At 66.8% G+C, this 26,961-nt stretch carries 24 protein-coding genes and 1 pseudogene; 19 read left to right on the top strand and 6 right to left on the bottom strand.

Annotated elements, in window-relative coordinates; genetic code table 11:
- From NFL01S_RS00680 to NFL01S_RS00695, 4 genes are all read left to right on the top strand, one after another.
- The coding region (locus NFL01S_RS00680; RefSeq protein WP_062970406.1) for an AMP-binding protein at positions 1-1,193 on the top strand (1,193 nt) is incomplete at its 5' end.
- A gap of 105 nt (positions 1,194-1,298) precedes the next feature.
- Positions 1,299-1,781 (top strand): MTB12 C-terminal domain-containing protein, encoded by a 483-nt coding sequence (locus NFL01S_RS00685; RefSeq protein ID WP_062970408.1) that lies wholly within the window; start codon positions 1,299-1,301, stop codon positions 1,779-1,781.
- Between the two features lie 109 nt (positions 1,782-1,890).
- Positions 1,891-2,628: an ABC transporter ATP-binding protein gene (locus tag NFL01S_RS00690; protein WP_062970410.1), complete on the top strand. Its 738-nt coding sequence runs from the start codon at positions 1,891-1,893 to the stop codon at positions 2,626-2,628.
- Positions 2,628-3,416, top strand: coding sequence for an ABC transporter permease (locus tag NFL01S_RS00695; protein ID WP_062970412.1), 789 nt, complete (start codon positions 2,628-2,630; stop codon positions 3,414-3,416). The genes NFL01S_RS00690 and NFL01S_RS00695 overlap by 1 nt, the downstream gene beginning before the upstream one ends.
- Before the next feature lie 27 nt (positions 3,417-3,443).
- Here the strand turns inward: NFL01S_RS00695 and NFL01S_RS00700 are convergent, their stop codons facing one another.
- The 3 genes from NFL01S_RS00700 to NFL01S_RS00710 are packed head-to-tail and all read right to left on the bottom strand — an operon-like array spanning position 3,444 to position 6,021.
- Positions 3,444-4,256 (bottom strand): ABC transporter permease, encoded by an 813-nt coding sequence (locus NFL01S_RS00700; RefSeq protein ID WP_063915780.1) that lies wholly within the window; start codon positions 4,254-4,256, stop codon positions 3,444-3,446.
- Entirely contained in the window at positions 4,253-5,071 is an 819-nt protein-coding gene (locus NFL01S_RS00705; protein WP_062970416.1) for an ABC transporter permease, read from the bottom strand. Before NFL01S_RS00705 ends, NFL01S_RS00700 begins: the two co-directional genes overlap by 4 nt.
- Entirely contained in the window at positions 5,071-6,021 is a 951-nt protein-coding gene (locus NFL01S_RS00710; protein WP_280507567.1) for an ATP-binding cassette domain-containing protein, read from the bottom strand. Before NFL01S_RS00710 ends, NFL01S_RS00705 begins: the two co-directional genes overlap by 1 nt.
- A gap of 632 nt (positions 6,022-6,653) precedes the next feature.
- Here NFL01S_RS00710 and NFL01S_RS00715 point away from each other — a divergent pair.
- From NFL01S_RS00715 to NFL01S_RS00740, 6 genes are read left to right on the top strand one after another with little or no spacing between them, the layout of a single operon-like run.
- Positions 6,654-7,436, top strand: coding sequence for a GntR family transcriptional regulator (locus NFL01S_RS00715; protein ID WP_062970420.1), 783 nt, complete (start codon positions 6,654-6,656; stop codon positions 7,434-7,436).
- Positions 7,437-7,664, top strand: coding sequence for a 4Fe-4S dicluster domain-containing protein (locus NFL01S_RS00720; protein ID WP_062970422.1), 228 nt, complete (start codon positions 7,437-7,439; stop codon positions 7,662-7,664).
- A 7-nt stretch (positions 7,665-7,671) separates the two neighbouring features.
- The gene (locus NFL01S_RS00725) at positions 7,672-9,051 is read left to right on the top strand and encodes an ABC transporter substrate-binding protein (protein ID WP_062970424.1); all 1,380 of its coding nucleotides are present in this window, start codon (positions 7,672-7,674) and stop codon (positions 9,049-9,051) included.
- Between the two features lie 32 nt (positions 9,052-9,083).
- Positions 9,084-9,902: an ABC transporter permease gene (locus NFL01S_RS00730; protein ID WP_062971220.1), complete on the top strand. Its 819-nt coding sequence runs from the start codon at positions 9,084-9,086 to the stop codon at positions 9,900-9,902.
- Positions 9,899-10,666 carry an ABC transporter ATP-binding protein gene (locus NFL01S_RS00735; protein ID WP_062970426.1) on the top strand — a complete coding sequence of 256 codons (768 nt, stop codon included), beginning with the start codon at positions 9,899-9,901 and terminating at the stop codon, positions 10,664-10,666. Before NFL01S_RS00730 ends, NFL01S_RS00735 begins: the two co-directional genes overlap by 4 nt.
- The gene (locus NFL01S_RS00740) at positions 10,663-13,362 is read left to right on the top strand and encodes a fumarate reductase/succinate dehydrogenase flavoprotein subunit (RefSeq protein ID WP_062970428.1); all 2,700 of its coding nucleotides are present in this window, start codon (positions 10,663-10,665) and stop codon (positions 13,360-13,362) included. The genes NFL01S_RS00735 and NFL01S_RS00740 overlap by 4 nt, the downstream gene beginning before the upstream one ends.
- A gap of 276 nt (positions 13,363-13,638) precedes the next feature.
- Here the strand turns inward: NFL01S_RS00740 and NFL01S_RS36660 are convergent.
- Positions 13,639-13,806, bottom strand: a pseudogene (locus NFL01S_RS36660) (4Fe-4S dicluster domain-containing protein); the annotation flags it as partial.
- Positions 13,781-15,139 (bottom strand): lanosterol 14-alpha demethylase, encoded by a 1,359-nt coding sequence (gene cyp51 / locus NFL01S_RS00745; protein ID WP_062970430.1) that lies wholly within the window; start codon positions 15,137-15,139, stop codon positions 13,781-13,783. The pseudogene NFL01S_RS36660 and the gene cyp51, both read right to left, overlap by 26 nt.
- 211 nt (positions 15,140-15,350) lie before the next feature.
- Here cyp51 and NFL01S_RS00750 point away from each other — a divergent pair, with 211 nt between their 5' ends.
- From NFL01S_RS00750 to NFL01S_RS00790, 9 genes are all read left to right on the top strand, one after another.
- Positions 15,351-16,250, top strand: coding sequence for an SDR family NAD(P)-dependent oxidoreductase (locus NFL01S_RS00750; RefSeq protein WP_062970432.1), 900 nt, complete (start codon positions 15,351-15,353; stop codon positions 16,248-16,250).
- Positions 16,251-16,267: 17 nt separating this feature from the next.
- Positions 16,268-17,383: a TIGR03857 family LLM class F420-dependent oxidoreductase gene (locus NFL01S_RS00755; protein ID WP_062970434.1), complete on the top strand. Its 1,116-nt coding sequence runs from the start codon at positions 16,268-16,270 to the stop codon at positions 17,381-17,383.
- 3 nt (positions 17,384-17,386) lie between these two features.
- Positions 17,387-18,472 (top strand): phosphotransferase, encoded by a 1,086-nt coding sequence (locus tag NFL01S_RS00760; protein ID WP_062970436.1) that lies wholly within the window; start codon positions 17,387-17,389, stop codon positions 18,470-18,472.
- Positions 18,473-18,936: 464 nt separating this feature from the next.
- Positions 18,937-20,097: an LLM class flavin-dependent oxidoreductase gene (locus NFL01S_RS00765; RefSeq protein ID WP_062970438.1), complete on the top strand. Its 1,161-nt coding sequence runs from the start codon at positions 18,937-18,939 to the stop codon at positions 20,095-20,097.
- On the top strand, positions 20,094-20,588 hold the full coding sequence (locus tag NFL01S_RS00770; RefSeq protein WP_245670464.1) for a MarR family winged helix-turn-helix transcriptional regulator: 495 nt from the start codon (positions 20,094-20,096) through the stop codon (positions 20,586-20,588). The genes NFL01S_RS00765 and NFL01S_RS00770 overlap by 4 nt, the downstream gene beginning before the upstream one ends.
- A complete protein-coding gene (locus NFL01S_RS00775) occupies positions 20,585-21,262 on the top strand; it encodes a CE1759 family FMN reductase (RefSeq protein ID WP_062970440.1) in 678 nt (225 codons plus the stop codon). The genes NFL01S_RS00770 and NFL01S_RS00775 overlap by 4 nt, the downstream gene beginning before the upstream one ends.
- Before the next feature lie 365 nt (positions 21,263-21,627).
- Positions 21,628-22,017: a helix-turn-helix transcriptional regulator gene (locus NFL01S_RS00780; protein WP_245670493.1), complete on the top strand. Its 390-nt coding sequence runs from the start codon at positions 21,628-21,630 to the stop codon at positions 22,015-22,017.
- Complete coding sequence (locus NFL01S_RS00785) at positions 22,014-22,424, top strand: VOC family protein (RefSeq protein ID WP_062970442.1); 411 nt, start codon at positions 22,014-22,016, stop codon at positions 22,422-22,424. The genes NFL01S_RS00780 and NFL01S_RS00785 overlap by 4 nt, the downstream gene beginning before the upstream one ends.
- Before the next feature lie 244 nt (positions 22,425-22,668).
- Positions 22,669-25,059 carry an ATP-binding cassette domain-containing protein gene (locus NFL01S_RS00790; protein WP_062970444.1) on the top strand — a complete coding sequence of 797 codons (2,391 nt, stop codon included), beginning with the start codon at positions 22,669-22,671 and terminating at the stop codon, positions 25,057-25,059.
- A 112-nt stretch (positions 25,060-25,171) separates the two neighbouring features.
- Here the strand turns inward: NFL01S_RS00790 and NFL01S_RS00795 are convergent, their stop codons facing one another.
- Positions 25,172-26,746, bottom strand: a complete 1,575-nt coding sequence (locus NFL01S_RS00795; protein WP_210744343.1) for a serine hydrolase — start codon at positions 26,744-26,746, stop codon at positions 25,172-25,174.
- Between the last annotated feature and the right edge of the window lie 215 nt (positions 26,747-26,961).

Raw genomic sequence — 26,961 nt, forward strand, 5'->3', positions numbered from 1 at the left:
CGACCACCGAGAACGATATCGCCGTTCTACAGCTGACCTCCGGCACGACTGGAGTGCCGAAGGCAGTGGCGATCTCCTATGGAAACCTGTACCAGAATCACGCCGCCCTGGCTGCCCGGATGGGCTTCACCTCCGATGACGTGGGTATCGGCTGGTTGCCGCTGTACCATGACATGGGCATGATCGGTCTACTCGTGACCCCGATGCTTGCGCAGGCAACGACGGTTATCACCTCACCGGTCGCTTTTCTGAAGAATCCGCTGTCCTGGGCCGAGATGATCAGTCGATTCGGTGGAAACTTCACCGCGGCGCCCAACTTCGCCTATGCGGTGCTCGCCCGGCGACTGCGCCGCGCGCCGGAAGGCGCTTACGATTTGTCGTCCGTGCGGATCGCTGTCAACGGCGCGGAGGTCGTCGACGAAGCAGCCTTGCTTGAATTCCTTGATGTGGCGGGTCGATTCGGCTTCCGGGCGGAGGCTCTGATGCCTGCGTACGGGATGGCCGAGGCCACTCTCGCGGTGGCGTTCGCCGACGCCGACGCGCATTATTCGGTGGATGTCATCGACTCCGAGCGCGCCGAAGGTGAGGGCGTGGTAGACCGAGCTTCGGTGGAGAAGTCGTGGACGCTGATGCGATTGGGTACGCCCGTTCCCGGTATCGAGCTGAAGGTAGTTGATGGTGCCGGGGTGCGACTGCCTGCTGACCATATCGGCGAAATACTGATTCGCGGGGATGCGGTCGCTCGGCGGTATCTGCTTCCCGACGGTTATGTCACGGCTGTGGACAGTGAAGGCTGGCTCGCCACTGGCGACCTGGGGTATCTCACGGAAGCCGATGAGACCGTGGTGACCGGACGTAAGAAAGACATCATCATTGTTTCTGGTCGCAATATTGCGCCGACGACAGTGGAACGGGCGGCGGCGAATGTTGCTGGTGTGCGTTCCGGCGGCGTGGCGGCCTTGGCCGTGCGCTTGCCCGGGATGGCACGCGAGGGTATTGCTGTGATTGCGGAGTCTGATCACGCCGAGGATGCCGAGCAGTGTGAGCAGGTCCGTAAGGAAGTTGCGAGGGCGGTCTACGACGATATCGGAATCGCCCCAGTAGTCGTCACGATCGTGCACAAGGGTGCTCTGCCCAAGACTCCGTCGGGCAAGTTGCGCCGTTCGACGGCCGCAAGCCTTATTCCGTCTTGACCGAATGTCGCACAAGTTAGGATTGACTTGCCTAACTTGTGCGGCCTATTGTTGGACCGCCCGGAGGCCCGGGTTGGTTCGTTGTTTGGCTCGAAGGGACAGCCCATGCCGAAACTCATCAGGATCGTTTCCGCCTTAGTCTTCGCCGCTCTGCTCGGCCTCGGCCTGGCCCAGCCGGCCGCCGCCGATGTGTCGATCCGCGACGGTAAGGTCGGCGACCTCTACGTTCGCGACGAGGTCCCGAACCTCGGCCGGCTCGAGCGGCAGTTCGCTGCCTTCTGGAACCCGAATATCGGTGTCGAGCCCAAGCTCGAGGTCAGCTACAACGGCCCGCAGGCGCGTGGCGCGCTCGAACAGGTCATGGCGAACAGTCAGACCATGGACTTCTTCTCGATCCAGGGCCGTGCCGTCGGCGATATCAATATCTCCGGCAACACGATGTCGGTGCGAGTCGAGGGTGTGATGGCGGGCTTCCCGGCCACCTCCATCAACTACCACTTCATCCGTGAAGACGGTCTGTGGAAGTACGACTGGAAGGCGATCTGCGCCGAAATGCAGTGCGCGGGTGACCCGGACTTCGGGTACTGACAGCCGCAGGGACTTCCGGAGCGACTCCCCGCCGACGCCACGGCCGAACGGGGAGTCGTTCTGCGTCCGTGCCCGCTCACCAGCCACCCAGTCGTTCAGGAATGTATCGATGATCAGTATTCGCGGCGTGTCCAAACACTTCGGCGATATCCTCGCCGTAGACGATGTCAGCTTCGAGGCCGAACCCGGCTCGATCACCTATCTGCTCGGGCCCAACGGCGCCGGCAAAACCACCGTGATGCGGATGATCGCCGGCCTCACACGGCCCACCGGCGGCACACTCACCATCAACGGCAAAGGCCTACTGGAATTCCGCGACACCCTCCGCGAAATCGGTTTCGGTCTCGGCGCGTTCACTCGCAATCCCCAGCACACTGCGACGCAGCACCTCCTGTGGCAAGCCCGCCTGGGCGGACTGCCGTCGGCCGCCGTAGGCCGGGCCCTGGAGCGGGTCGGGCTGGACAAGGTCGCCAAGCGCCCGGTCGGCAAATTCTCCTACGGCATGCTGCAACGGCTCGGTATCGCCGCAGCGCTGCTGGGCGATCCGCGAACCCTGGTGCTCGACGAACCGGCCAACGGGCTCGACGTCGAAGGCACGCTGTGGCTGCGCGAACTCGTCACCGGGCTCGCCGCCGACGGGAAATGCCTGCTGGTGGCATCACACAACCTCACCGAGGTCGAGATCACCGGCGACCGGATCGTCGTCATGGGCAAGGGGAAGGTGTTGTCCGATACGAGCAAGGGCGAGTTGGTCGCCCGCGGCTCCGGCCCACGCCCACTGGAGTCCGCCTACCTCGAGATCACCGCGAACAGCGTCGAATACACCACTGATGGAGGGAAAGACTGATGCTCGCCCGCTATCTGGTCCGCGCAGTCCGCAGCGAACTCGCGAAGCTGTCGTGGCGTAACCCCCTGTGGTACACGGTCGTCCCGCTCGCGATACTGATCCCGGTGGCGCTCAACGTCGGAATCGCCAAGGCCTCCCAGGCCGAAGCCATCAACGGTTACGGCGGAATGGAGACCAGCAATGCCACCTACTGGGTGCTGATCTTCTCGACGTTCATCCTGATGTCGGGCGCGGTGTCCTCCCTCAGCAACGAATTCAAGGACAAGACCGTCGAGACCGTCGCCGGCATCCAGGCCCGCCGCTGGCTGCTGCCCGTCGCGAAGTTGCTCGTGTACGGCGTGCTCTCCGGCGCGGTCGCCGGTGCGACCACGTTCCTTCTGCTGGGTGGCTTTCCGCATCTGTTCCCGGATGTATGGGGTGACGTCGACGCCTTTTCCGGCGCCGGTATCCGCCTGCTGATCTGCGTGCCGATCTTCACCGTGCTGGTCTGTGCCCTCGGCCTCGGCCTGGCCGCACTGCTGCCGAAGCCGGGCCTGGTGGTGATGATCGTGCTGCTGTGGAAGTTCGGCATCGAGGTGTTCGTCACGTTCGTCAACAACGATGTCGGTCGTATGCTGCAACGGTTGTCGCCGTTCAAGAACGGTGAGCTCGGCGTCGGCCAGCTCTCCACCATCGAGACCTACTTCGGCGGCCCGAACGGATCATTGCTGTACTTTGCGGTCCCGTGCCTGGTCGTTTTCGTACTCGGAACCCTGCGCCTGGCCACGGGGGATATGAAGAGCGAATGATCGACGCAGGGGGAGCGGCCGGCGTTCTCAGCGGCGTTCCGCGGCATGGCGGTAGCCGCGGAACGCCACCGGGCCGAATACGACGACCAGCCCGATCGTCCAGAGCACCGTGGCGGCCAGTGGCGCCGCCACCGGACCACCCTCGGTCAGGCCACGCACAGTATCGATCGCCGGTGTCATCGGCTGATGCCGGACCACCGGCTGGAGCCAGCCGGGATATTCGCTGACGGGTGCGAACCCTCCGTTGAAGAACAGCAGCAGCAGGAAGAATCCATTGAGTTGCTGGATGGCCTGCCGGCCGGAGGCGACCGTTGCCATGGCGATCACCGGTACCGCGATACCGACGGCGAAGACCATGGCTACCAGCACCGCGCCGATTCCGGCAGCGATCCCCTGCTCGAACCGGAACCCGAGGGGAATCGCGACCGCGAACAGTACAAGGGTGGCGATCCCGGTGCGGACCGCTTCGGCGAGTAGTCGTCCGGCGAGAAAACCCGCGCGTGGCACCGGCAGCGTCCACATCCGGGCCAGCAGCCCGGTATCGCGTTCATGGATGAGGCTGATCGCTGTGGCCAGAGTGCCGAACAGTGCCCCCACCAGCGCCACCAGACCGGTGTTGCCGAAGATGCTGTCACCGCCACCCATGGAGGTCACGGTCTTGCCGAGGACCAATTGGAACATCAGCAGCAGGAAGGCGGGAAAGACTATCGACTGCACCACGATCCCCGGATCGCGCGACCAGGAACGCAGTAGCGCGCCTGCCTGGACGATCGATTGGCGCAGTACCGGCACGCTCTGCCGGTGTGGCCACGTTGCTGTGTAGGTCATCGTCTCCGTCATCGTTTCACCTGCGCTCGACCTGCGGCCACAATTGCCGCGCCACCGATGACGAGCAGCGCCACCGACCAGACTGTTACGGCAGTCAGTTCCGCCTCGGCACCCGTGGCCAGCGCACGGAGCGCATCGGCGTAGACCGACATCGGTTGATTACGTACGAACGGCTGCACCCAGTCGGGGAATGCCTGCGCCACGACCAGTCCGGTGGAGGCCATCACCAGGATCAGCTGCGGGATCATGAGAACGCTCGCAATCGACACCGAATTTCGCGCGACGGTGCCGATCGCATCGGTGATCAGGCTCATCGCCAGCCCGAAGACGATGACGAGAACGATGAAGCCGAGGGTTTCCACGGCTGTGCCCTGGAGCCGGAACCCCAGGGCACAGCCGATGGCGAGACCGCCACCGAGCGCCAGGGTCATCCGCACGACAACCCAGGCCATGCGACCGAGGAACGGGGCGATGCGCGGTATCGGCAGCGACATCATCCGCTCGTGCACACCGGCTCGCGCGTCGTGTCCGGCAGTCTCGGTTGCGGTGATGGCGGTGAAGAGACCGGCCTGCAAAAGTATTATCGGCGTGAGGAATTGCGCATAGTCGCCACCGCCGAGTTCGAACTGGCGGTGCAGCGGCGTATAGAAGCAGAGGAAGAATACGACCGGCCCGAAGACGGCGAAGACGACATCTCCCGAGCGGACCGCCGCGAGAATCTTCTGGCGGGCGAGGGTAGCGGTGGCCGGTACGAGCCCGACCGAACTCCGGGGGACGGTGCCCGGGAAGTTCGTGGCGGGCACGGGCCGGACAGTGGTCGCACTCATCAGCTCGTCTCTGTCAGTTGGAGGAACACCTCGTCCAGTGAGGGCTGCCGGAGACCGATATCGACCACATCAATTCCCGCGGAGTCCAATCGGTCGATAACGCCGGACACCGTTGCCATTCCGTTCGGTGCCCGGACCACCAGGCGCGGATGGGCCTGCGCCCCGGCGGCCGTGCCGTCCGCCGGTGATTCGACGAGTTCCAGTCCCTCGAGCAGTCCGACGACCCGGGTGGTATCGGCTCGATCCACGAGGGTTACCTCGCAAACAGCCGCGCCGGCCTGCTTCTTCAGCTGACCGGGGGTGCCGGCGGCAACCACCGAGCCCCGGTCGAGCATCACGATGCGATCGGCGAGGCGGTCGGCCTCCTCCAGATATTGGGTGGTCAGCAGAACCGTGATCCCTGCCTCCCGCAGGCCGGCGACGGTGTCCCACACCGAGGCGCGGCTGCGTGGATCCAAGCCGGTGGTCGGTTCGTCGAGGAACAGCACCTCGGGCCGGGTGACCAGGGCGCCGGCGATATCGACCCGGCGTCGCATCCCACCGGAAAGGGCACCGACCCGCCGGTTGCGCACCGCGGCGAGGTCGAACTGCTCGACGAGTTCGTCGATGCGGACGCGAAGACCCGGGCCACGTAAACCGGTGAGCCGGCCGAATACGGACAGGTTCTCCACGGCGGTCAGGCCCTCGTCCAGCGCGGCGTATTGCCCGGTGAGCGAGAGTGTTTCGCGTACCCGGGCCGCCTCGGTGACTACATCGTGACCGCAGATCCGGGCGCTACCGGAAGTCGGTCGTTGCAGGGTGGACAGCAGGGTGACCGTTGTGGTCTTACCGCTGCCGTTGGGGCCGAGGAGGCCGAGTACCTCTCCGCGGGCAACCTCGAACGAGATCCCGCTGAGGGCCGTCACCTCGCCGTATTTCTTGACGAGATCGACGACCTGGATCGCTGCCACATGTGCTCCTTCTATGGAGGTCATCGGATCGGCACCGGGTTCTGCGGCAGACCGGACGATTCTCCGGCCGGCCTCTCGGCGCGCGGTAGCCACTCGATCCGTGGTGACATGGATTTCTGCCTCCCCTCGGAGGGCCCGCCGGGACCTTTCCGGTACTTAGGGGAGGCTACACTACCTTTCGGTGGTGTGGTGGCAGCATCTCTTGCGTAGCGGTGGCGCCGGTACGGGCGGCTTTGCGGCTCTCCGCTCACCGGCAAGGTGGTGTCCATGAACGGGGACGAGGCCGGGCCGGGATTTCAGCGGCGGCCGCAACCGACGATTCGGAACAACGCACCGATGGAGCCGATCCGGACGACGCATAGCGATCCGGGCCGAGCACGCGGAAAGGTTCGACAGTTCTGAGAACCGGCACGGACCCGGCAATGAGTGTCCGATTGCGCGCGCTCTCGCGGTTCATTCGAATCGGGCTGATCCCAATCGGCCCGGCCGCACCGCGGGTGGCGCAATAGCCGCGAGTTCGCGTGTCCACGCTGGTCGCGCCCATCATCCATCCGGCGCATTCGCCAGCTCCCGTACCTACCATGACGCCGGTCGTCCGGGACCGTCGCGAAACGCCACTATCGTCACCGTTCATGCAGGTCAGTGAGACGAACACCGGGCGGTCGGGCGGCGGCGCGACCGCCCGCCGAACGCGTGCGGACCAGGCGAGACGGGTTGCCGATATCCTGCGCCACCAGATCCACGACGGCACCGTCGGTGACACCCTGCCCGGCGAACAGCAACTGGCCACGGAACACCGGACCTCACGTAACACCATCCGCGATGCGCTGGCTCTGCTGCGCGACGAAGGGCTGATCGACCGCGCCCCCCGGGTCGGAACCCGGGTGGCCGTACAGAAATTCGACCACGGGCTGGACGCGCTGCTGGGCCTGCAGGAAACCCTGGAGGGGCACGGAACAGTACGTAACGAAGTCCGGGTCGGCCAGCGCATCACCGCTCCGCCGGTGGTCGCTCGCCGGCTCGGCCTCGAACCGGGCAAGCAGGTGGTCTACCTGGAACGTCTGCGCTATCTCGGCGACCGGCCGTTGAGCCTCGACCTCACCTATCTCGCTCCCGATATCGGCGCCCGCGTCCTCGACCACGATCTCGCCCACACCGATGTGTTCGTCCTCCTCGAACAGCTCAGCGGACAACCCCTCGGTTCGGCGGACCTGGCCGTCGAGGCGATACCCGCCGACCGGCACACCGCCGCCAACCTCGACGTCCCCGCCGGCGCACCGTTGCTGATGCTCGAACGGCTCACCCGTCTCGACGACGGAACACCGGTCGACCTCGAGTACATCCGGATGCGCGGTGACCGGATCACCCTGCGCAGCAGTCTGTCCCGCACGAACCCCGAATGGAAGGTCCTGTAGATGGCCCTGGCGAACCAGCGCACCGATATCCCCGTGACCATCGACGAATCCCTGTGTATCGAAGGCTGCACCCTGTGCGTCGAAATCTGCCCGCTCGATTCCCTCGCGATCGACCCCGACAACGGTAAAGCGTTCATGCACGTGGACGAATGCTGGTACTGCGGCCCCTGCGCGGCCCGCTGTCCTACGGGCGCCGTCACCGTCAACATGCCGTATCTCCTGAGGTAGACCCGCCATGCCCACACTGAAACGCCTGGCCGCGTTGCTCGCGGCCGGGGCGCTCGCCCTCACCGGGTGCTCGCTGGAAGACGCGGCCACCGGCGATACGGTGCGCGTCGTCATCGGATACCAGTCCAAAACGATCAACACCGTCACCGCCGGCACCCTGCTGCGCGCCCAGGGATATCTGGAGCAGCGGCTGGCCCGGCTCACCGAGGACGGTGGACCGGCCTACGAGGTCGAATGGCAGGATTACGACACCGGCGCCCCGATCACCGCGCAGATGGTGGCGGAGAAGATCGATATCGGTTCGATGGGTGATTACCCCCTGCTGATCAACGGGTCACGCACACAGGCCAACGAGCGATCTCGCACCGCTTTCCTTTCGGTCACCGGATACAACGCCAGAGGTGCACTGAACATGGTGGTAGTGCCGCCGGATTCGCCGGCCACGGGCCTGCCGGACCTGGCGGGCAAGAAGATCTCGGCCAGCGTCGGATCCGCCGGCCACGGCACACTGGTGCAGGCGCTGACCCGTGCGGGTATCGACCCGGTCACCGGTGTCGAGGTGCTGAACCAGCAGCCGCAGGTAGGGGCGTCGGCATTGGAGTCGGGGCAGGTCAGCGGGCTGTCACAGTTCGTGGCGTGGCCTGGACTGCTCGTTTTCCAGGACAAGGCGAAGCTTCTCTACGACGGTGCCGAGCTGAATGTTCCGACGTTCCACGGGGTCGTCGCCCGGCAGAACTACACCGCGCAGCATCCCGAAGTGGTCGACGCCTTCCTGCAGGCGCAACTGGACGCCACCGAATTCCTGTGGCGGGAACCGCTGGAGGCGGCGCGGATCGTGGCGGAGGGTTCGCAACTGCCGCAGGAAGTGGTCTACCTCTACAACGGCCCCGGCGGTACCTCCTTCGACGCCACGCTCAAACCGGGCCTGCTCGCCGCGTTCGCAGACGATATGCGGTACCTGAAGTCGATCGGCGATTTCGCCGACCTCGACACTGCCGTTTTCGCCGACGACCGTCTGATCCGTGCGGCGTTCGCCGCCCGCGGCCGGGACTACGACGCGGCGCTGGCCGACACCACGAACCGCACCAGCGGTTCCGGTAACGAACTCTGGGTCGACGGGCAGGACACCACCCAGCCGGCCGGCAACCCCACCGACCTGCTGCGGGCAGTGAAATCGACTCGCGCACAGGGGAAGACGATCCGGGCCGCCTACGTGGTCGATTCCGAACTGGGCACCCGGTGGTTCGCCGACAAGGCCGTGTGGTTGCGTGACGGCGACACCTACTTCGCCTTCACCACCCCGGCGGCCGCCGGCCGCTACCAACAGGCGCACCCCGCCGCCCGCGCCATCGGCTACGACCAGGCCGTCGCGGAGGTGCGATCGTGACCGTCGCCGCCCCTGCCGATTCCGGCGCCGCGCTGCACGGCGACCGCCCCCGGTCCCGACGGGGAGCCCGTTCACCGTGGCCGGACCGGGCGCTACGGGTGGGATCGGTGGCCGGTGCCGTGCTGATCTGGCAGCTGCTGACTGCCGCCGATATCCGGCTGTGGCTGCGATTCGACACCCTGCCCACCGTCACCGAGGTACTCGCGGCCTTCGGGCGCCAGCTCGGTACCGAGGTCTACTACCTGGATCTCGCCCAATCGCTGATCCGGATCCTCACCGGGTTCGCCGTCGCGACCGTGCTCGGTGTCGCGAGCGGGATCGCGCTGGGCCGGTCCCGGGTGTTCGCCGGAATCCTCGGCCCGCTCACCGAACTCGCCCGGCCCATCCCCGCGATCGCGGTGGTGCCGATCGCGATCCTGCTGTTCCCCGACGACGAAGCGGGCATCGTATTCATCACCGGCCTCGCCGCCTACTTCCCGATCATGGTCAGCACCCGGCACGCGGTGCGCGCCCTGCCCACCTTGTGGGAGGACTCGGTGCGCACCCTCGGCGGCGACCGCTGGGATGTTCTGGTGCGCGTGGTGTTCCCCGGCGCGCTGCCCGGTATCTTCGGCGGGCTCTCCGTCGGACTCGGTGTCGCCTGGATCTGCCTGATCTCCGCGGAGATGATCTCGGGCCGTCTCGGTGTCGGCTACCGCACCTGGCAGGCCTACACCATCGTCGACTATCCCGGAGTGTTCGTCGGGATCATCACGATCGGCGCCCTCGGATTCGGCACCTCCGCGGCGATCGAACTGCTCGGCCGCCGCGTCACCCGCTGGCTGCCCAGAGGAGAGGAGAACACCCGATGACAAGCACCCTCACCGCCCGGGGCTCTCGTACGGACACCGGCCAACACGGGATGGCACTACTATTGGACGCTGTATCGCTGTCCTATACCGGTGATCCGGTGATCCACGATCTCACCCTGGATGTCCGGCCCGGCGAAATCCTGGTCCTCACCGGGCCGTCCGGCTGTGGGAAATCCACGGTCCTGCGGGCACTGGCCGGCCTGCTGACACCGGACTCCGGCCGGGTTCTTGCCGACGGCAGCCCGGTCACCACCACCTCCCGCGACCGCGCGGTCGTCTTCCAGGACAATGCGCTGCTGCCGTGGCGTACTGTGCGCGCGAATATCGAGCTGGCGCTGCGGTTACGGGGCGAACCGAAGCCCGGGTGCCGGACCGGCGCCGACCGCTGGATCGAGGAGGTGGGTCTCACCGGGTTCGGCGATTTCCTGCCCAAGAGCCTGTCCGGCGGTATGCGCCAGCGTGTGCAGCTGGCGCGCGGCCTGGCAGGTGCGCCGCGTGCGGTGATGATGGACGAACCCTTCGGCGCGCTGGACAGCCAGACCCGCGCCACCATGCAGCGACTGCTCGTCGAAACCTGGCAAACCCACCCGACCACCGTCGTATTCGTCACCCACGACGTGGACGAGGCGTTGGTGCTCGGTGACCGGGTCGCGGTGCTCGGCCGGGCCGGGCAGCCGCTGCGCGGCCTCGTCGATATTCCGAATCCGCGCGAAACCGCCGACCGGCGCGACGCTCGCGCCCGCATCATGGAGGCCCTGTCGTGACCGCTCCCGCCCTGTTCACGGCGCCGGACCTCGCCGATACCGTCCGCCTCGACTGCGATGTCCTCGTCATCGGCGGCGGCACCGCCGGCACGATGGCCGCGCTGACCGCCGCCGAACACGGCGCGAATGTGCTGCTGCTGGAGAAGGCCCACGTCCGGCACTCCGGCGCGCTCGCCATGGGAATGGACGGTGTGAACAACGCGGTGATCCCGGGCAAAGCCGAACCGGAGGATTACGTCGCCGAGATCACCCGCGCCAACGATGGAATCGTCGACCAGCGCACCGTCTACCAGACCGCGACGCGCGGTTTCGCCATGGTGCAGCGGCTGGAACGCTACGGCGTCAAGTTCGAGAAGGACGAATACGGGGAGTACGCGGTGCGCCGGGTACACCGGTCGGGCTCGTATGTACTGCCTATGCCCGAGGGCAAGGATGTGAAGAAGGCGCTGTACCGGGTGCTGCGGCAGCGCAAGAACCGGGAGCGGATCCGGATCGAGAACCGGTTGATGCCGGTGCGGGTTCTCACCGCCGGCGGCCGGGCGGTCGGTGCGGCCGCGCTGAACACCCGGACGGGCGAATTCGTCACGGTCGGAGCCAAGGCCGTTGTCCTGGCGACCGGCCCCTGCGGCCGCCTCGGATTACCGGCCTCCGGGTATCTGTACGGCACCTACGAGAACCCGACCAACGCCGGCGACGGCTATTCGATGGCGTATCACGCCGGCGCGGAGCTGAGCGGGATCGAATGTTTCCAGATCAACCCGCTGATCAAGGATTACAACGGACCCGCATGTGCGTATGTGGCGAACCCGTTCGGCGGTTACCAGGTGAACGCCCAAGGGGAGCGGTTCGTGGACTCCGACTACTGGTCGGGGCAGATGATCGCGGAGGTGAAACGTGAGATCGATTCCGCGCGTGGGCCCATCTACCTGAAGGTGTCACATCTGCCCGGCGAAACCCTGCGCACCCTCGAAGGAATTCTGCACACCACCGAACGCCCCACTCGGGGCACCTTCCACGCCAATCGCGGCCACGACTATCGCACCCACGATATCGAAATGCATATCTCCGAGATCGGTTTGTGTGGTGGTCATTCCGCGTCCGGAGTGTGGGTGGACGAGAATGCCCGGACCACCGTGCCGGGCCTGTACGCCGCCGGTGATCTGGCGTGCGTTCCGCACAATTACATGATCGGCGCCTTCGTCTTCGGCGAACTGGCCGGCGCCCACGCCGCCGGAACCCTCGCCGAGGTGCCCGCCCCGGAAACGCTGCCCACCGACCAGATCGCCGCCGCGCACGACCTCGTCTACCAGCCGTTGCGTAATCCCGACGGGCCGCCGCAACCGCAGGTCGAATACAAGTTGCGACGCTTCGTCAACGACTATGTGGCGCCCCCGAAAACCGCCGCCAAACTCTCGCTGGCGGTGGAAACTTTCGAACGGATGCGTGGCGATCTTGCCGATATGGGGGCGCGTACCCCACACGAACTCATGCGCGCCGTCGAGGTGTCGTTCATCCGCGACTGCGCGGAAATGGCCGCCCGCAGTTCGCTGACCCGGACCGAATCCCGGTGGGGTCTCTACCATGAACGCGCCGACCTCCCGGAACGCGACGACCGGCAGTGGCGCTACCATCTCAACCTCCGCAAACGCGCCGACGGTGCGATGGAGTTCCTGAAACGCCCGGTCGCACCCTATCTGGTGCCGGTACCCGGACTCGACGAGCTCCCCTCCTCGGACGAACCGGTCGTCATCGCCCAACCCGAACTCGTCGGGCATCGCCGCGCCCCGGAAACCACTGAGCCCGGACCGAACGGTGCCGCCGCACCCGCCTCCGCCGCCTCGCCACGGATCGTCGCCTTGCTCGCCCTGGACGCGCCCACTGCCACGCAACTCGTGGAATACCTGGACGACTCCGACGACCGGGTGCGGGTCGCGGCGATCGCGGTATTGACGGAGAACACCCCCGACGGCTACGCACCGCTCCTGGTGCAGGCCCTCGACGACGGGTCGGCCACTGTCCGCGCGGCCGCCGCGGCCGCACTGCGTGAACTCGTGGAAGTCCTGCCCTCCCCGGCGGGCCTCGCCGGCCGGCTCGGTTCCGGGGATCCGGTCGTCCGCGCGGCCGTGGTCGACCTGCTGCGCGCGCTCCGGGCGGGCGTGGTGGCGGACTACCGTGCGGCGCTGGCCGATCCCGATCACCGCGTCCGGATCGAAGGCGTGCGAGCGCTGGTCTCGCTCGACGAACGCGACGCGATCGCGGCCGCGGCCACCGACCCCAACCGCGAAGTACGCATCGTGGCCGCGCAGGGTCTGGCCACGATCGGGAACGGCGGCGCCGAAATCGTGCGCGCGCTGTCCGGTGACAGTGACCCACTGGTGCGGGCCGCCGCACTGGCCGCGTTCGCCGGCACCGGCGCCACGCCGGCCGATATCGATACCTGTATCGACGCGCTGCGGGACACCGCCTGGCAGGTCAGAGTCGGTGCCGCCCGAGGTTTGGCGGCGGCCGACTCCGGCTCGGCAACTTCCGCGCTGACCGGCGCGCTCGCGGACCCACACCTGGATGTACGCAAGGCAGCGGTGCTGACTCTGGCGACCTGGCCCGGGTTCGAACCGGCTCGCCTGGCATTGCAAGGTGCGGTGGACGATACCGACGCGGATGTCCGCGCTTACGCGCGCCGGGCCCTCATGGCGTGAGTTCGTCGCCGGTGATTTCGGTGGGGGAGACGCAGTACCGGAACCGGATCCGCTTGTGCCCGCCGCGTATTCGCCGGCGGCGGCGACCTTCAGCCCGAGCTCGTAGGGTGCTTCCGCGCTGTGCAGGAACGCGTGCCCGGCCTCGTCGAGATCCGCATCCGCCGGGTCCACGACGATATCGACGCCGGTCAACCTTCCCAGTGCCCGGAATTCAGGGGCACTGTAGGCCACCTGCAGCAGCCCGCGCCTGCCGAGGATCACGACCTCCCGGATCTCGCAGTCGATACAGGTGTCCGGGTCGATGTAGAGCATTTCGGCGGTCGCGAACTGCGGGTCCTCGGGGCCTGGCCGGATGCAGTCCACCGGGCATTCGGCCACGCAGCTCGCATCGTTGCAGCAGCGCTGCGTGATGACGCCATCAGTTCTCCCGGCGCCTGCGCCGATATCGCACCGTGCACGGCTGCTGCAACTGCACCACCATCTTGGAGTGGTCGTTGCGGTAGCTCTCCGAGGGCTGAACCATCTCGAATTCCCAGTCCCGCAGCAGCACCGAGAAGATGGCCTTCAACTGCATCAGCGCGAACGCGGCGCCCACGCAACGGTGCCGGCCGGCACCGAACGGGATCCAGGTCCAGCGGTTGACCAGATCTTCCTGGTTGGGGTCGATATAGCGGCCGGGGTCGAAACTGTCCGGGTTCGGGAAATCCTCCGGCAGCCGGTTGGAGATCGCGGGGGTCGCCGCGACATGGTCGCCTTCGGCGATGGTGTGCCCGCATACCTCGAATTCGCCCTGCGCCACCCGCATCAGGATGATCAGCGGTGGATGCAGCCGCAGTGTTTCCTTCAGCACCGCCTCCAGTTGGGGGATCTGGCGCAGCGCGTGGAAACTCACCTCCTGGCCGTCGGCGTAGAGCTCGTCGAGTTCCTTCACCACCCCCGACAGCACCTCCGGATGGCGCAGCAGTTCGATCACCGACCACGCGGCGGTACCGGAGGTGGTGTGATGGCCGGCGAACATCATCGAGATGAAGATGCCGGTGACTTCGCTGGCGCTGAAGTGCGGTGTGCCGTCTTCCTTCTTCACCGATACCAGCACATCGAGCAGATCGCGATCCTCCTTGTCGGCGGGCGGGTGCGCGATCCGGGTGTGCATGATCTCCTGGACCAGTTCCACCAGTTGCGCCCGGGATTCGTCGCGGATCCGGAAACTTTCGATCGGCATATACGGGTCCACGTAGGCCAGGGCATCGGTGCCGCGTTCCAGGTTGTGATATAGGTGCGCGAACCGGCTGTCGAGTTCTTCGCGGAACTTTGTGCCGATGAGACAGGCCGAGGACGTGTAGATGGTGAGTTCGGCGAAGAAATCGAGGAGGTCGATCTCGCCTTCGTCGCCCCAGTTCGCCAGCATCCGGTCGACTTCGCGTTCGATGGTGGCGGCGTGACCGCGCATCTGATCGCCGCGCAGCGCGGAGTTGTGCAGCATCTCTTTGCGGCGTTCCGGGCTTGCGTCGAAGACCACGCCTTCACCGAAGATCGGTTTCATGAACGGGTAGGCGGCGGCCTGGTCGAGGTCCTCGTCGGCGGCACGGAAGAAGAATTCGTTCGCCTCGGCTCCCGTGAGCAGGATGACGTGGCGGCCGGCGAGCTCGAACTGGCCGACGTCGCCGCATTCCTCCCGTACCCGGCGCATGAGCGCGATCGGGTCGGTGCGGAATTCCTCCAGATGGCCGTGTTCGTGTTCGCCTCCGGACACCCGCGGCGGTTTCACCGAAGTCATGTGGAAATCCTTCCCCAGATTACTGTCCAGGATCTATGGTAGACACCTGTCCAGACAGTACTACGGCACGCGGGCCGCAATCAAGGTGTGCACGGGCCGGGTTCGCGAACCGCCGCCCGGAATCACGCCAGGATGCCATACTGTCCGGACACCTGTACGGAATAGTGTTCGGTCGCGGTCGGTCGCCGGCCCCGGAAGTGAGAGCAGGTCCATGAGCGGTCAGCAATCCCTGTGGGGCCGCGGCGCCGTGGTCGTCGGCGCCACGAGCGGTATCGGTCACGCCGTCGCCCACGCCCTGGCGCGGCACGGCGCGGGAGTGGTCGTCAACGGTCGCAACGAATCCGCTGTCGAACGCACGGTCGACTCCCTCGTCCTCGGCGGGCGGCGCGCTATCGGTATCGCGGGAAGTGCCGCCGACGAAACGGTGGCCACCGAACTCGTCGACGCCTGCGTTCGCACCTTCGGCACCGTCGATATCCTCGTCAACTGCGCCGGAACCGCCGAACCCGCCGAATCCTCGATTTTGAACGTCACCACGCGCGAGTGGCGCGAACTGCTCGATTCCCACCTCACCACCACCTTCAACACCTGCCGCGCCGCCGTCCCGAAAATGGTGGCGCAACGCCGCGGCAGCATCATCAACACCAGCTCCTTCGCCTACCTCGGTGATTACGGTGGCACCGGCTACGCCGCCGGCAAAGGCGCGGTCAACAGTCTCACCCTCGCCATCGCCGCCGAACTCGCCGAACACGAAGTCCGTGCCAATGTCGTCTGCCCGGGCGCGAAAACCAGGCTCTCCAGTGGTTTCGCATACGAGGCCAAGATCATGGAGCTGTATCGCCGCGGCATGCTCGACGAAATGAGCAAGGACGCTGCCCTCGACGCGCCACCCGCCGAATACGTAGCCCAGCTCTACCTCTACCTCGCCGCCGCGGAAGCCCGGAACGTCACCGGTCAGATCTTCGTCGCCGCCGGCGGGTTCGTCGGCCGCTACGACCGGCCCACTCCGAGCATTCTCGGTTTCCGCGACCACAACGACACCCCGCCGTGGACACCGGAGGAACTGCACACAATGATCAGCGGCGACGGCGAACAGGCCGGGCAGGCATGAGCAGGCCGGTGCCGGACGTGCGTAACCAGGGAGAATCACCGGGTAGCCACGGTCCGGGCGAATTCCCGGAACTCGGCTGTTACGGGCTTGCCGGGCACGCCACCGACCCGCAGGCGCTGCTCGACGAAGCCCGTACCGCCGAACACCTCGGCCTGGGCACCTTGTTCCTGTCGGAACGTTTCAACACCAAGGAAGCCTTCGCTCTCGCGGGCGCCGCGGGCGCGGTCACCACCGGCCTGCGGATCTGCACCGCCGCCACCAACCACAACACCCGCCACCCGCTGGTCACCGCGGCCGGCGCCGTCACCCTGCACCGCCTCACCCGCGGCCGCTACAGTCTGGGTCTCGGGCGTGGTTTCGACGCCCTGTTCGATGTGATCGGCCTACCCCGTATCACCTCCGCGCAATTACGCGACGCCGTCGATATCTATCGTCGCCTCTGGCGCGGCGAGACCGTTCTCGGCCACGACGGCCCTGCCGGAAAATATCCGCTGCTGCAACTGGACCCGTCCTACGACGAGAACATCCCGGTCACCCTCACCGCCATCGGCCCCGCCACCCTGCGGCTCGCCGGGGAGATCGCGGACTCCGTCGTCCTGCACACCTTCTTCACCGACGACACCACCGCCCGCGCGGTGCACACCATCCGTACCGCCGCCGCAACCGCCGGCCGCGACCCTGCCGCTCTCCGGATCTGGTCCGTTCTGGCCGTCGTGGACGAATCGCAGGGCGAACTCGCGCGGCTGCGCAAGCTCGTCGGCCGCCTCGGTACCTACTTGCAGGGGTACGGCGATATCCTCGTCCGGGTCAACGGCTGGGAGCAGCGAGTACTCGACGACTTCCGCGCACACCCTCTGGTCACCGGTGCCGGTGGGGCGCTGGACGCGGTCGCGAGCCCGGAAACCCTGACCGCAGTCGAGGACCTGCTTCCCGAGGAATGGCTCGCCGCCTCGGCGACCGGCACCGCCACGCACTGCGCCGCAAGGATCGCCGATCAGTTCCGAGCCGGGGTCGACGGCGTCATCCTGCACGGCAACACACCTGCCGAGCTGAACCCCGTGCTCACCGCGTGGCAGGAGTACCGCAGGAACGAGGAGTCCGCGGGCCCGGCGGACCGATTCCCGGAGAAGTGATCGATGACCATCCCCACCACCGTCGCAGCGCTCACCCCCGAATGGCTCAGCACGGTGCTACGCCGACCGGTCGAGGAAGTTGTCGCGGAACCCGTCGGCACCGGCCAGATCGGGTCGGTCTACCGGCTGCGGCTCACCGGCGCCGGCGTTCCGGAACAGCTGCTGGCCAAACTTCCTGCCGCGGACCCGGGCACCCGGGCGATGCTCGCCGGTGCCTACCGGCAGGAAGTCCGGTTCTACAGCGAGATCGCCATGACGGTGGCAGTCCGCACCCCGCGCTGCCACTACGCCGGAATCCACGGCGACGGGAGCGAGTTCGTGCTGCTGCTGGAAGATCTCGCACCCGCCGCCCAGGGCGATCAGATCGCCGGCTGTCCGATCCCGCACGCCCACGAGGCCGTCGCGAACCTAGCCGGCCTGCACGCGCCGCGCTGGTGCGACGAGTCCCTGCTGGAAATCGACGGGTTCAGCCGTAACGGACCCGAAGAAGCCGCGACTCTGGGCGAACTCTACGGCCCCACCACCGCTCTCTTCTTCGACCGCCTCGGCGATCGCCTTACGCCGGAGGACCGCGATACCGTACGCGCCTGCGGTGCGGTGATCGCCGACTGGCTGGTCGCCCGGCCGGAACGGTTCGGCCTGGTCCACGGCGACTACCGCCTGGACAACCTCCTGTTCGCCGCGGGGGAGCCGGCGGTGGTGACCGCGGTCGACTGGCAGACGGTCAACCTCGGTCTGCCCGCCCGCGACCTCGCCTACTTCGTCACCACCGGCCTCGATCCGGAGATCCGGCGAGCAGAAGAGGAGGCGCTCCTCACCACTTATCACCGGCGTCTGCTCGAACTCGGGGTCACCGGCTACTCACTCGACGACTGCCGCCGGGACTACCGGTTCGCGACACTGCAAGGTCCGCTGGTCGCGGTATTCGGCGCCGCCTACGGCACGCCCACCGAACGGGGCGACGCCATGTTCGCGACCATGATCCGCCGCAGCTGCGCCGCCATCCGCGATCTGGATTCGCTCACCGCCCACCCGGCGCCCGTGCGCACTCCGCATCCCGGCGCCGGGGGAAGGCCGAAACGCCGGTAGTGTCGAAAACTCGGCCTTTTCGAGTCGAGATGGCCGATGCGTTTTTCGTGGTCCCGGCCTTCCAGCTGGTGGTGCCGGCGCCCTCGGGGCGATGGTGCGCGGTAACGCCAACGTCCGCCGCTTTGCCCGGCCGGGAACCCAGACGCGGCGCGCTTCACCCATAGCGCGCTGTACCCGCGGTTGCCGCAGACAGTCGATCTCGACCTGGCCTACACCGGCATCGAGCACGCGGACGTTTCCGGCAGGTGGTGTACCCGCGTCCGAGCAACGGGAAAGGTATGCCGCTGCCGCGGGCACTGGTCCCGAGGCGGCGCCGGCGCTGATGCGCGACGGCGGAGTGAATACCTGACCCGCCGGATGGCTGTGCGCCGGATCCCGCCACCCGGCGCACTCCGGAATAACCCCGCCGCACTCCCTGTTCAAGTAGATGCAAATGCATAGAACCTACGGCAGGAGTGACATCAATGCAGTTCGGAATCTTCTCGGTCAGCGATATCACGCGTGACCCCGTCACGGGCGTGACCCCCAGCGAGGCCGAACGGATCGAGGCGATCGTGCAGATCGCGAAGAAGACCGAGGAAGTGGGCCTGGATGTCTTCGCCATCGGGGAGCACCACAATCCGCCGTTCTTCTCGTCCTCGCCGACGACTCTGCTGGCCCATATCGCCGCCCTCACCGAGCGTCTGATCGTCACCACGGCGACCACTCTGATCACGACCAACGACCCGGTGAAGATCGCCGAGGACTACGCGATGCTGCAGCATCTGTCCAAAGGACGGATGGATCTCATGCTCGGCCGGGGCAACACCGGGCCCGTCTACCCGTGGTTCGGCAAGGACATCCGGGCCGGTCTGCCGCTGGCCCTGGAGAACTACAATCTGCTGCACCGGCTGTGGCGCGAAGACGTGGTGGACTGGGAAGGTGAATACCGCACCCCGCTGCAGGGCTTCACCGCCACCCCGCGGCCCCTCGACGGTGTGCCGCCGTTCGTGTGGCACGGTTCCATCCGCACCCCCGAGATCGCGGAACAGGCCGCCTACTACGGCAACGGGTTCTTCGCCAACCACATCTTCTGGCCGACCGCGCATTCGCTGCAGCTCATCGAGTTCTACCGGCAGCGGTTCGAGCACTACGGGCACGGCACCAAGAAGCAGGCCATCGTCGGACTCGGCGGGCAGGCGTATATCGCGAAGAAATCCCAGGACGCGTGGAACGAGTTCCGGCCCTATTTCAACGAGGCACCGGTCTACGGTCACGGACCTTCGCTGGAGGATTTCGCCGAGATGACCCCGCTATCGGTGGGCAGCCCGCAGGAAATCATCGACAAGACTCTCACCTTCCACGACACCTTCGGTGACTATCAGCGTCAGCTGTGGCTGATGGACCATGCCGGTCTGCCGCGCAAGACCGTGCTGAACCAGCTCGACCTGCTCGGCTCGGAAGTGGTGCCGGTCCTGCGCAAGGAACTCGAATCGCGCCGCGACCCGGCTTCGGCGCCCGCCCCCACACATGAGGCGCGGGTCGCCGCCGAGTACGGCGACACCCCGCCTCGGCAGGCCCGGCCGGGCGCCAACCGGGGTGACAACCTCGCCGGCGCCAGCCCGTACCTGGAAACGCGGGCGTGAGCGAGCCCGGCGTGGAGGCGGCAAGGCAGCGCGCGGACACATCCAGGACCAGCAGCCGGCTCGCCAACGATGCCTGGGAGTCTCTGCTGACCGCGCATGCCGCGCTGATGAAGCAGTTCGCCGCCGAAGACGTCTGGCACGGGCTGACCATGCGGGAATACGACGTGCTCTACACACTGTCGAAATGCCCGGAACCGATCCGGCCCGCCGAATTGAACCGCCACGTTCTGCTCACCCAGCCGGCACTGTCGCGGATGGTGGACCGGCTCGTCGAACGCGGATTCGTGCAACGCACGCGCGACCCGCACGACGGCCGCGGCGTCCGGCTCTCCCTCACCGCCGAGGGCCGGGCCCGGCAGCGCCGGGTGGGTGGCCGGCACGCGGTCGGCGTGGCACGCGCGCTGACCGGCGCACTCACCGACGACGAACTGCACGCACTCGAGCAGATCTGCGGAAAACTCGCCGACACCACGAACAGGAAGCAGCTATGACATCGAATGGACAGGGACACGACCCCTACCGGTTGGTGGTGGTCAGTGGCGGCACCAGCAACCCGTCCTCGACCCGGATGCTTGCCGACCGGATCTCCGCCCGCGTCGGCGCACTGGCCGCCCGCCGTGACGCCGAGGTCTCCGTCACCGTGATCGACCTGCGGGAACTGGCCACCGAGATCACCACCGCCCTGGTATCGCAGCTGATGGGCCCGAAGATGACCGCGGCGATCGACACCCTGGCCGCCGCCGACGGGCTGGTGGTGGCAGCTCCCGTCTACAAGGCCGCCCCGAGCGGGCTGCTCACTTCCTTCTTCCACGTTCTCGACAACGATCTGCTGATCGCCAAACCGGTGATTCTGGCCGCCACCGCCGGTACCTCCCGGCATGCCCTGGTCGTGGACGAGCAGATGCGCGCACTGTTCGCCTTCCTGCGGACCATGACCGTGCCCACCTCCCTGTTCGCCGCCGCCGAGGACTGGAACGACACCGACCTGAACAAGCGGATCGACCGGGCCGCCCTGGAACTGATGCTGCTCATGGAAAGTGAATTCGCGCATCGGGTGAAGGCCGAATCCTGGGACAGTTACCAGCACACCTTCGGCAGTGCGGGCGGCAGCGAAGTGGGTATCGATCTCGATACCGACCTCATGCGCCTCGCGGCCGGCGGATAACCCGGGGCAGGGCAGGGCGCCGTGTAGGTCACCACCGCCGGGCCCGGCCGGTCGGCCGCCGGGCCCTCTCGCGCCGCGGGGGCCGCGGCAGCGCGTGTTGGTTTGCTGCCGTCGTGGCACCTATCGACACCATCGGCCAGGTCACCCGGTGTCTGGATCTCGCAGGAGTCCCGGCGTCCGCCATGTTCGGCGGTGCGGTGTCCCGCAGTGAGGACCTCGACCTGTTCGGCTTTCTCGTCGTCTACCCCGGCCGCCGGGCTGGGCAACCGCGCGCATATTGTGGCACGATTTCTGCCGTGACCAGCAAACCCGGTGCCGATCCCCGGTTACGTGACCTGGCGCTGTTGCGGAGGGTCCGGGACCGGATGGACCGCGAGTTCGCGCAACCCCTCGACATCGCCGCACTCGCCCACGGCGTCAATATGTCGGCCGGCCACCTCAGCCGCCAATTCCGCCTCGCGTACGGCGAATCGCCCTACGGTTACCTGATGACGAGGCGGATCGAACGTGCCAAGGCGCTGCTGCGTCGCGGCGATATGAGCGTCACCGAGGTCTGCTTCGCCGTCGGCTGCTCCTCGCTGGGCACTTTCAGCACCCGCTTCACCGAACTGGTCGGCGTACCCCCCAGCACCTACCGGCAGCAGGCGGACGGTGAAGCGGCCGGGATGCCGAGCTGTGTCGCCAAACAGGTGACAAGACCGATCAGGAATCGAGAAGCGCAGGTCACCGCGGCGCGGCTAGCGTCGTCGTCATGAACCTCACCATCCACTCCAGCTACCTCCCGCACGACGACCCGGACGCGGCACTGGCCTTCTACCGCGATCTCCTCGGCTTCGAGGTACGCAAAGATGTCGGCTACGAAGGGCTGCGCTGGATCACCGTGGGGCCGGTCGGCCAGCCCAGTACTTCCATCGTGCTCACCCCGCCGGCGGTGGACCCCGGTATCACCGACGACGAACGCCGCGTCATCAGCGAGATGATGGCGAAAGGCACGTACGCCGGGATCAACTTCGCCACCGAGGATCTCGACGGCACTTTCGACCGGCTCCAGGCCGGTGACGTCGAAATCATCCAGGAACCCACCGACCAGCCATACGGTATCCGCGACTGCGCCGTCCGCGATCCCGCCGGAAATATGATCCGTATCCAGCAGGCCGGCTGACCGGACCGGGCGTCCGCATCTCGTGGTGGCGCCGGCAGCGAATCTGATACCCGAGCGGGTGGGCACCGGATCCACGAGGGGATCCGGTGCCCACCCGGGTGCAGCGGAACGCTCGCGACCACCACGACCACCCGGCCCGGCGCAACGAAAAATGTCACCGCGTTCTGGTTGGATCGACCGGACGACAACGGCGGTGGGGGTCCGCGCGGGCGGTATGAGCAGCAGAGGGAAACCAGGAGAGCAGATGAGTATGGCCACGAAGACCGGCAGGCAGACGTCCGAACCGCATCTCGCCGACAGTCACGATCTGATCCGGGTGTACGGCGCGCGGGAGAACAACCTCAAAGACGTCAGCGTCGAGATCCCGAAACGCCGGTTGACCGTTTTCACCGGTGTCTCCGGGTCGGGGAAGAGTTCCCTGGTCTTCAGCACCATCGCCGCCGAATCGCAGCGGCTGATCAACGAAACCTACAGCGCCTTCATCCAGGGTTTCATGCCCAATCAGGCCCGCCCCGATGTCGATGTCCTCGACGGGCTCACCACCGCCATCATCGTCGACCAGGAACGGATGGGGTCCGATCCCCGCTCCACCGTCGGTACCGCCACCGACGCCAACGCCATGTTGCGGATCCTGTTCAGCCGGCTCGGCACCCCACATATCGGGTCGCCGCAGGCGTTCTCCTTCAATGTCGCCTCGATCAGCGGCGCCGGCGCCGTCACCGTGGAAAAGGGCGGTCAGACCGTCCGGGAACGCCGCAGTTTCAGCATCACCGGTGGTATGTGCCCGCGCTGTGAGGGCCGCGGCTCGGTATCCGATTTCGACCTCACCGCCCTGTACGACGAAAACTTGTCACTCAACGAAGGCGCCCTCACCATCCCGGGGTACAGCATGGACGGCTGGTACGGCCGGATCTTCCGCGGTTGCGGTTTCTTCGACCCGGACAAGCCGATCGGGAAGTACACGAAGAAGCAGCTCAACGACCTCCTGTACAAGGAGCCCACGAAGATCAAGGTCGAGGGCGTCAACGTCACCTATGAGGGCCTCATCCCGCGCATCCAGAAATCCTTCCTGTCGAAGGACCGGGAAGCGATGCAACCGCATATCCGCGCGTTCGTCGACAAGGCGATCACCTTCGACACCTGCCCGGATTGTGGTGGTACCCGGCTCAGCGCCGAGGCCCGTTCCTCGAAGATCAAGGGCATCAGCATCGCCGACGCCTGCTCGATGCAGATCAGCGATCTCGCCGTCTGGGTGCGTGATCTGAACGAACCCTCGGTGGCGCCGCTGCTCACCGCGCTCGGGCAGACCCTCGACTCGTTCGTCGAGATCGGGCTCGGATACCTGTCGCTGGAACGCCCCGCCGGCACCCTGTCCGGTGGTGAAGCGCAGCGGACGAAGATGATCCGGCATCTCGGTTCCTCGCTCACCGATGTCACCTACGTGTTCGACGAACCCACCATCGGCCTGCACCCGCACGATATCCAGCGGATGAACGAACTACTGCTGCAACTGCGCGACAAAGGCAACACCGTGCTCGTCGTGGAGCACAAACCCGAAGTGATGGCCATCGCCGACCACATCATCGACCTCGGACCCCGCGCCGGCACCGAGGGCGGGCAGGTGATGTTCGAGGGCTCCATCGAGGGCCTGCGCGGCAGCGACACCATCACCGGCCGCCACCTCGACGACCGTGCCGCCCTCAAACCCTCGGTCCGCACCTCTTCCGGTGCGCTCGAGGTCCGCGGCGCCGACTCGCACAATCTGCAGAATGTGGACGTCGATATCCCGCTCGGTGTGCTGGTCGTGCTCACCGGTGTCGCCGGATCCGGTAAGAGTTCGCTGATCGACTGCGCCGTCGCCCGGCACGACGACGTCGCCATGGTCGACCAAACCCCCATCAAGGGATCGCGCCGCAGCAACCCCGCCACCTACACCGGGCTGCTCGACCCGATCCGCAAAGCCTTCGCGAAAGCCAACGGGGTGAAACCGGCCCTGTTCAGCTCCAACTCCGAAGGCGCCTGTCCGGCCTGCAACGGCGCCGGGGTCATCTACACCGATCTCGGGGTCATGGCCACCGTCGAATCGCCGTGCGAGGAATGCGAGGGCCGGCGTTTCCAGGCCGAAGTCCTGGACTACACCTTCGGCGGTCGCAATATCGCGGAGGTCTTCGAGATGTCGGTTGCCGAAGCCGAGGAGTTCTTCGGCGCCGGTGACGCCCGTATCCCCGCGGCGCACAAGATCCTCGACCGCCTGGTCGACGTCGGCCTGGGCTACATCAAGGTCGGGCAACCGCTCACCACCTTGTCCGGCGGCGAACGCCAGCGGCTGAAACTGGCGACCCGGATGGGGGAGAAAGGCGGAATCTACGTCCTCGACGAACCGACCACCGGCCTGCACCTCGCCGATGTAGAAAACCTGCTCGGCCTGCTGGACCGGCTCGTGGACTCGGGAAAATCGGTGATCGTCATCGAACACCACCAAGCGGTGATGGCACACGCCGACTGGATCATCGACCTCGGTCCAGGCGCGGGCCACGACGGCGGACGCGTCATCTTCGAAGGCACCCCCACCGATCTGGTCGCCGCCCGGTCCACTCTCACCGGCGAACATCTGGCGGCCTACGTCGGGAGCTGACCGAGTAAGGGAACCGATCGGTCACCGGCGGCGAATCACGCCGCCGGTGACCGGGTGGTTCGGCTGGGTGGTTCGGCTGGGTGGTTCGGCTGGGTGGTTCGGCGTTCGCAGGTCAGCGGGTGAAAGTGCCGAATCCGTCGGAATCGTAGAACTCCAGCCACAGGCGGTCGCCCTCGAATCGTGCCTGGGAGATCGTTCCCGGGTTCGCGGCCTCGCCGGTGGGGGTGAAGACGAATGTATCGCCGTCCCAGTGGCGCAGCGGTACGGTCACCTTCCGGGGGCCCAGGGTCAGCAGTAGATGGGCACCCTCCGCCGCGACCTCGGCCGGACCGAAGTAGTCGTTTCCGTACACCCCCGCATAGTTCTCCAGCGGCCCTGCGGGCGCCGGGTTCGGCGGGCGCTCCGCACCCACCAGCTCGCCCGTGGGCCCCTCGATCTGCGCGAAGGCTTCCTGGTACAGCCCCCACCAGTCTTCCCGGACCTCCCCGAACTGCACCAGATCGGCGAATTCGGCGTTCAGGGTCTCCGGCACCCCGATCGGCGCGGCGTTGGTCAGCGTCACGATCCCCACATTCGCCGACGGGATCACCGTGAACGCGGTCGCCGTGCCCGCGTTGAACGCCCCGGAATGGCTCAGTACCACCCGGCCCGCCGCCGAGGTGCCGACGTTGAACCCGAAGCCGTACATACCGGCGCGCGCGTCCGGGGTTTCCGGCGGTGACGATACGGACTGCGGTGATACTGCGGGCAGTAGCGCTTCCGGCGCGATCACTTCGCGGCCTTCGTACGCTCCGTCCCCGAGGATCATCGTCATCCAGCGCGCCATATCCGCCACCGACGAGCTGACCCCGCCCGCCGGGGACTGCGCGTCCGGTTGTCGTGGGGGTTCGGTGCGCCGGTAGTCCTCGCCCACGCGGGTATGGCCCACCGCGTGGTCGGGGGCCGCTGCGAAATCGGCGTAGCGGGAGCTGGTGGCCGTCATTCCCAGCGGCTCGTAGATCGAGCGTTTCGACAGGTCGGCCCAGTCCGTGTGCGCTGCGTCGGCGACCGCGGTGGCCGCCGCCGTCACCCCGAAGTTGGTGTACTCGTAGGTGTCCCGGAACGGTGCGAGCGGCAGTAGCGCCATCCGCTCCAGTATCTGCGCCCGGTCGAATCCGAGGTCCTCGAGCTGGTCCCCGGCGTGATCGGGCAGCCCGGATCGATGCGCATACAGATCGCCGATGGTCGCGTGATCGCTGACGTAGGGATCGTTCAGCGCGAACCAGGGCGCGAGCCGCCGAATCGGTGTATCCCATTCCAGGGGCCCGGCGGCGATTTCGCGGGCCACCACGCTCGCTCCGATCGGTTTCGACATCGACGCCAGCTGGAACACGGTACCGGGCTCGACTCGATCTTCGGTGCCCACCTCGCGGACTCCGAAGCCTTCCTGGTACACGACCTCGCCGTCGGCGACGATGGCAACCGCCATACCCGGGATACCGGTGCTGTTCATCAGCTCCTGCGCACGCTGATCCACCCGGTCCACGATATGTTCCACGCGCCCGTCGGGAATGGTGATCCCCGGGGCGCGGGCGGGCTGTGGTGCGGCCGGGCTCGTGCTGGTCGTGGCTCCGGGCACCGGTTCCTCGATCCCGCATCCGGTGGCCGCCGCGGCGGCGATCGCCACCGCGGCCCCGAGAGCCGTCAACCGACGTCTGTGCACAGCAGCCTCCGAGAGGTTGTCGCCGACACGAGCCCAGCTGCCCGAGCTTATCGCTGCCGGTGTCCGCTGCCCGGCAGCGCGGTCCGTGTGGCCGGGTCCGGTCGGCACCGGGTGGGTGGTTTCCGGTGCCGGCGATGGACGCGCCACCGTGCGCTGTGTTCTCAGGTCGCCGGCCTCAGCGGTCCTGAGATGCAGAAATA

Origin of the sequence: Nocardia flavorosea NBRC 108225, assembly GCF_001613385.1 — a bacterium.
Classification (GTDB): Bacteria; Actinomycetota; Actinomycetes; order Mycobacteriales; family Mycobacteriaceae; genus Nocardia; species Nocardia flavorosea.

Bases quoted from the DNA above. Each gene is read 5' to 3' on its own strand.
- NFL01S_RS00685 (WP_062970408.1), top strand. From the start codon at position 1,299: ATGCCGAAACTCATCAGGATCGTTTCCGCCTTAGTCTTCGCCGCTCTG.
- NFL01S_RS00690 (WP_062970410.1), top strand. From the start codon at position 1,891: ATGATCAGTATTCGCGGCGTGTCCAAACACTTCGGCGATATCCTCGCC.
- NFL01S_RS00695 (WP_062970412.1), top strand. From the start codon at position 2,628: ATGCTCGCCCGCTATCTGGTCCGCGCAGTCCGCAGCGAACTCGCGAAG.
- NFL01S_RS00700 (WP_063915780.1), bottom strand. From the start codon at position 4,256: ATGACGGAGACGATGACCTACACAGCAACGTGGCCACACCGGCAGAGC.
- NFL01S_RS00705 (WP_062970416.1), bottom strand. From the start codon at position 5,071: ATGAGTGCGACCACTGTCCGGCCCGTGCCCGCCACGAACTTCCCGGGC.
- NFL01S_RS00715 (WP_062970420.1), top strand. From the start codon at position 6,654: ATGCAGGTCAGTGAGACGAACACCGGGCGGTCGGGCGGCGGCGCGACC.
- NFL01S_RS00720 (WP_062970422.1), top strand. From the start codon at position 7,437: ATGGCCCTGGCGAACCAGCGCACCGATATCCCCGTGACCATCGACGAA.
- NFL01S_RS00725 (WP_062970424.1), top strand. From the start codon at position 7,672: ATGCCCACACTGAAACGCCTGGCCGCGTTGCTCGCGGCCGGGGCGCTC.
- NFL01S_RS00735 (WP_062970426.1), top strand. From the start codon at position 9,899: ATGACAAGCACCCTCACCGCCCGGGGCTCTCGTACGGACACCGGCCAA.
- cyp51 (WP_062970430.1), bottom strand. From the start codon at position 15,139: ATGACTTCGGTGAAACCGCCGCGGGTGTCCGGAGGCGAACACGAACAC.
- NFL01S_RS00750 (WP_062970432.1), top strand. From the start codon at position 15,351: ATGAGCGGTCAGCAATCCCTGTGGGGCCGCGGCGCCGTGGTCGTCGGC.
- NFL01S_RS00760 (WP_062970436.1), top strand. From the start codon at position 17,387: ATGACCATCCCCACCACCGTCGCAGCGCTCACCCCCGAATGGCTCAGC.
- NFL01S_RS00765 (WP_062970438.1), top strand. From the start codon at position 18,937: ATGCAGTTCGGAATCTTCTCGGTCAGCGATATCACGCGTGACCCCGTC.
- NFL01S_RS00775 (WP_062970440.1), top strand. From the start codon at position 20,585: ATGACATCGAATGGACAGGGACACGACCCCTACCGGTTGGTGGTGGTC.
- NFL01S_RS00780 (WP_245670493.1), top strand. From the start codon at position 21,628: ATGGACCGCGAGTTCGCGCAACCCCTCGACATCGCCGCACTCGCCCAC.
- NFL01S_RS00785 (WP_062970442.1), top strand. From the start codon at position 22,014: ATGAACCTCACCATCCACTCCAGCTACCTCCCGCACGACGACCCGGAC.
- NFL01S_RS00790 (WP_062970444.1), top strand. From the start codon at position 22,669: ATGAGTATGGCCACGAAGACCGGCAGGCAGACGTCCGAACCGCATCTC.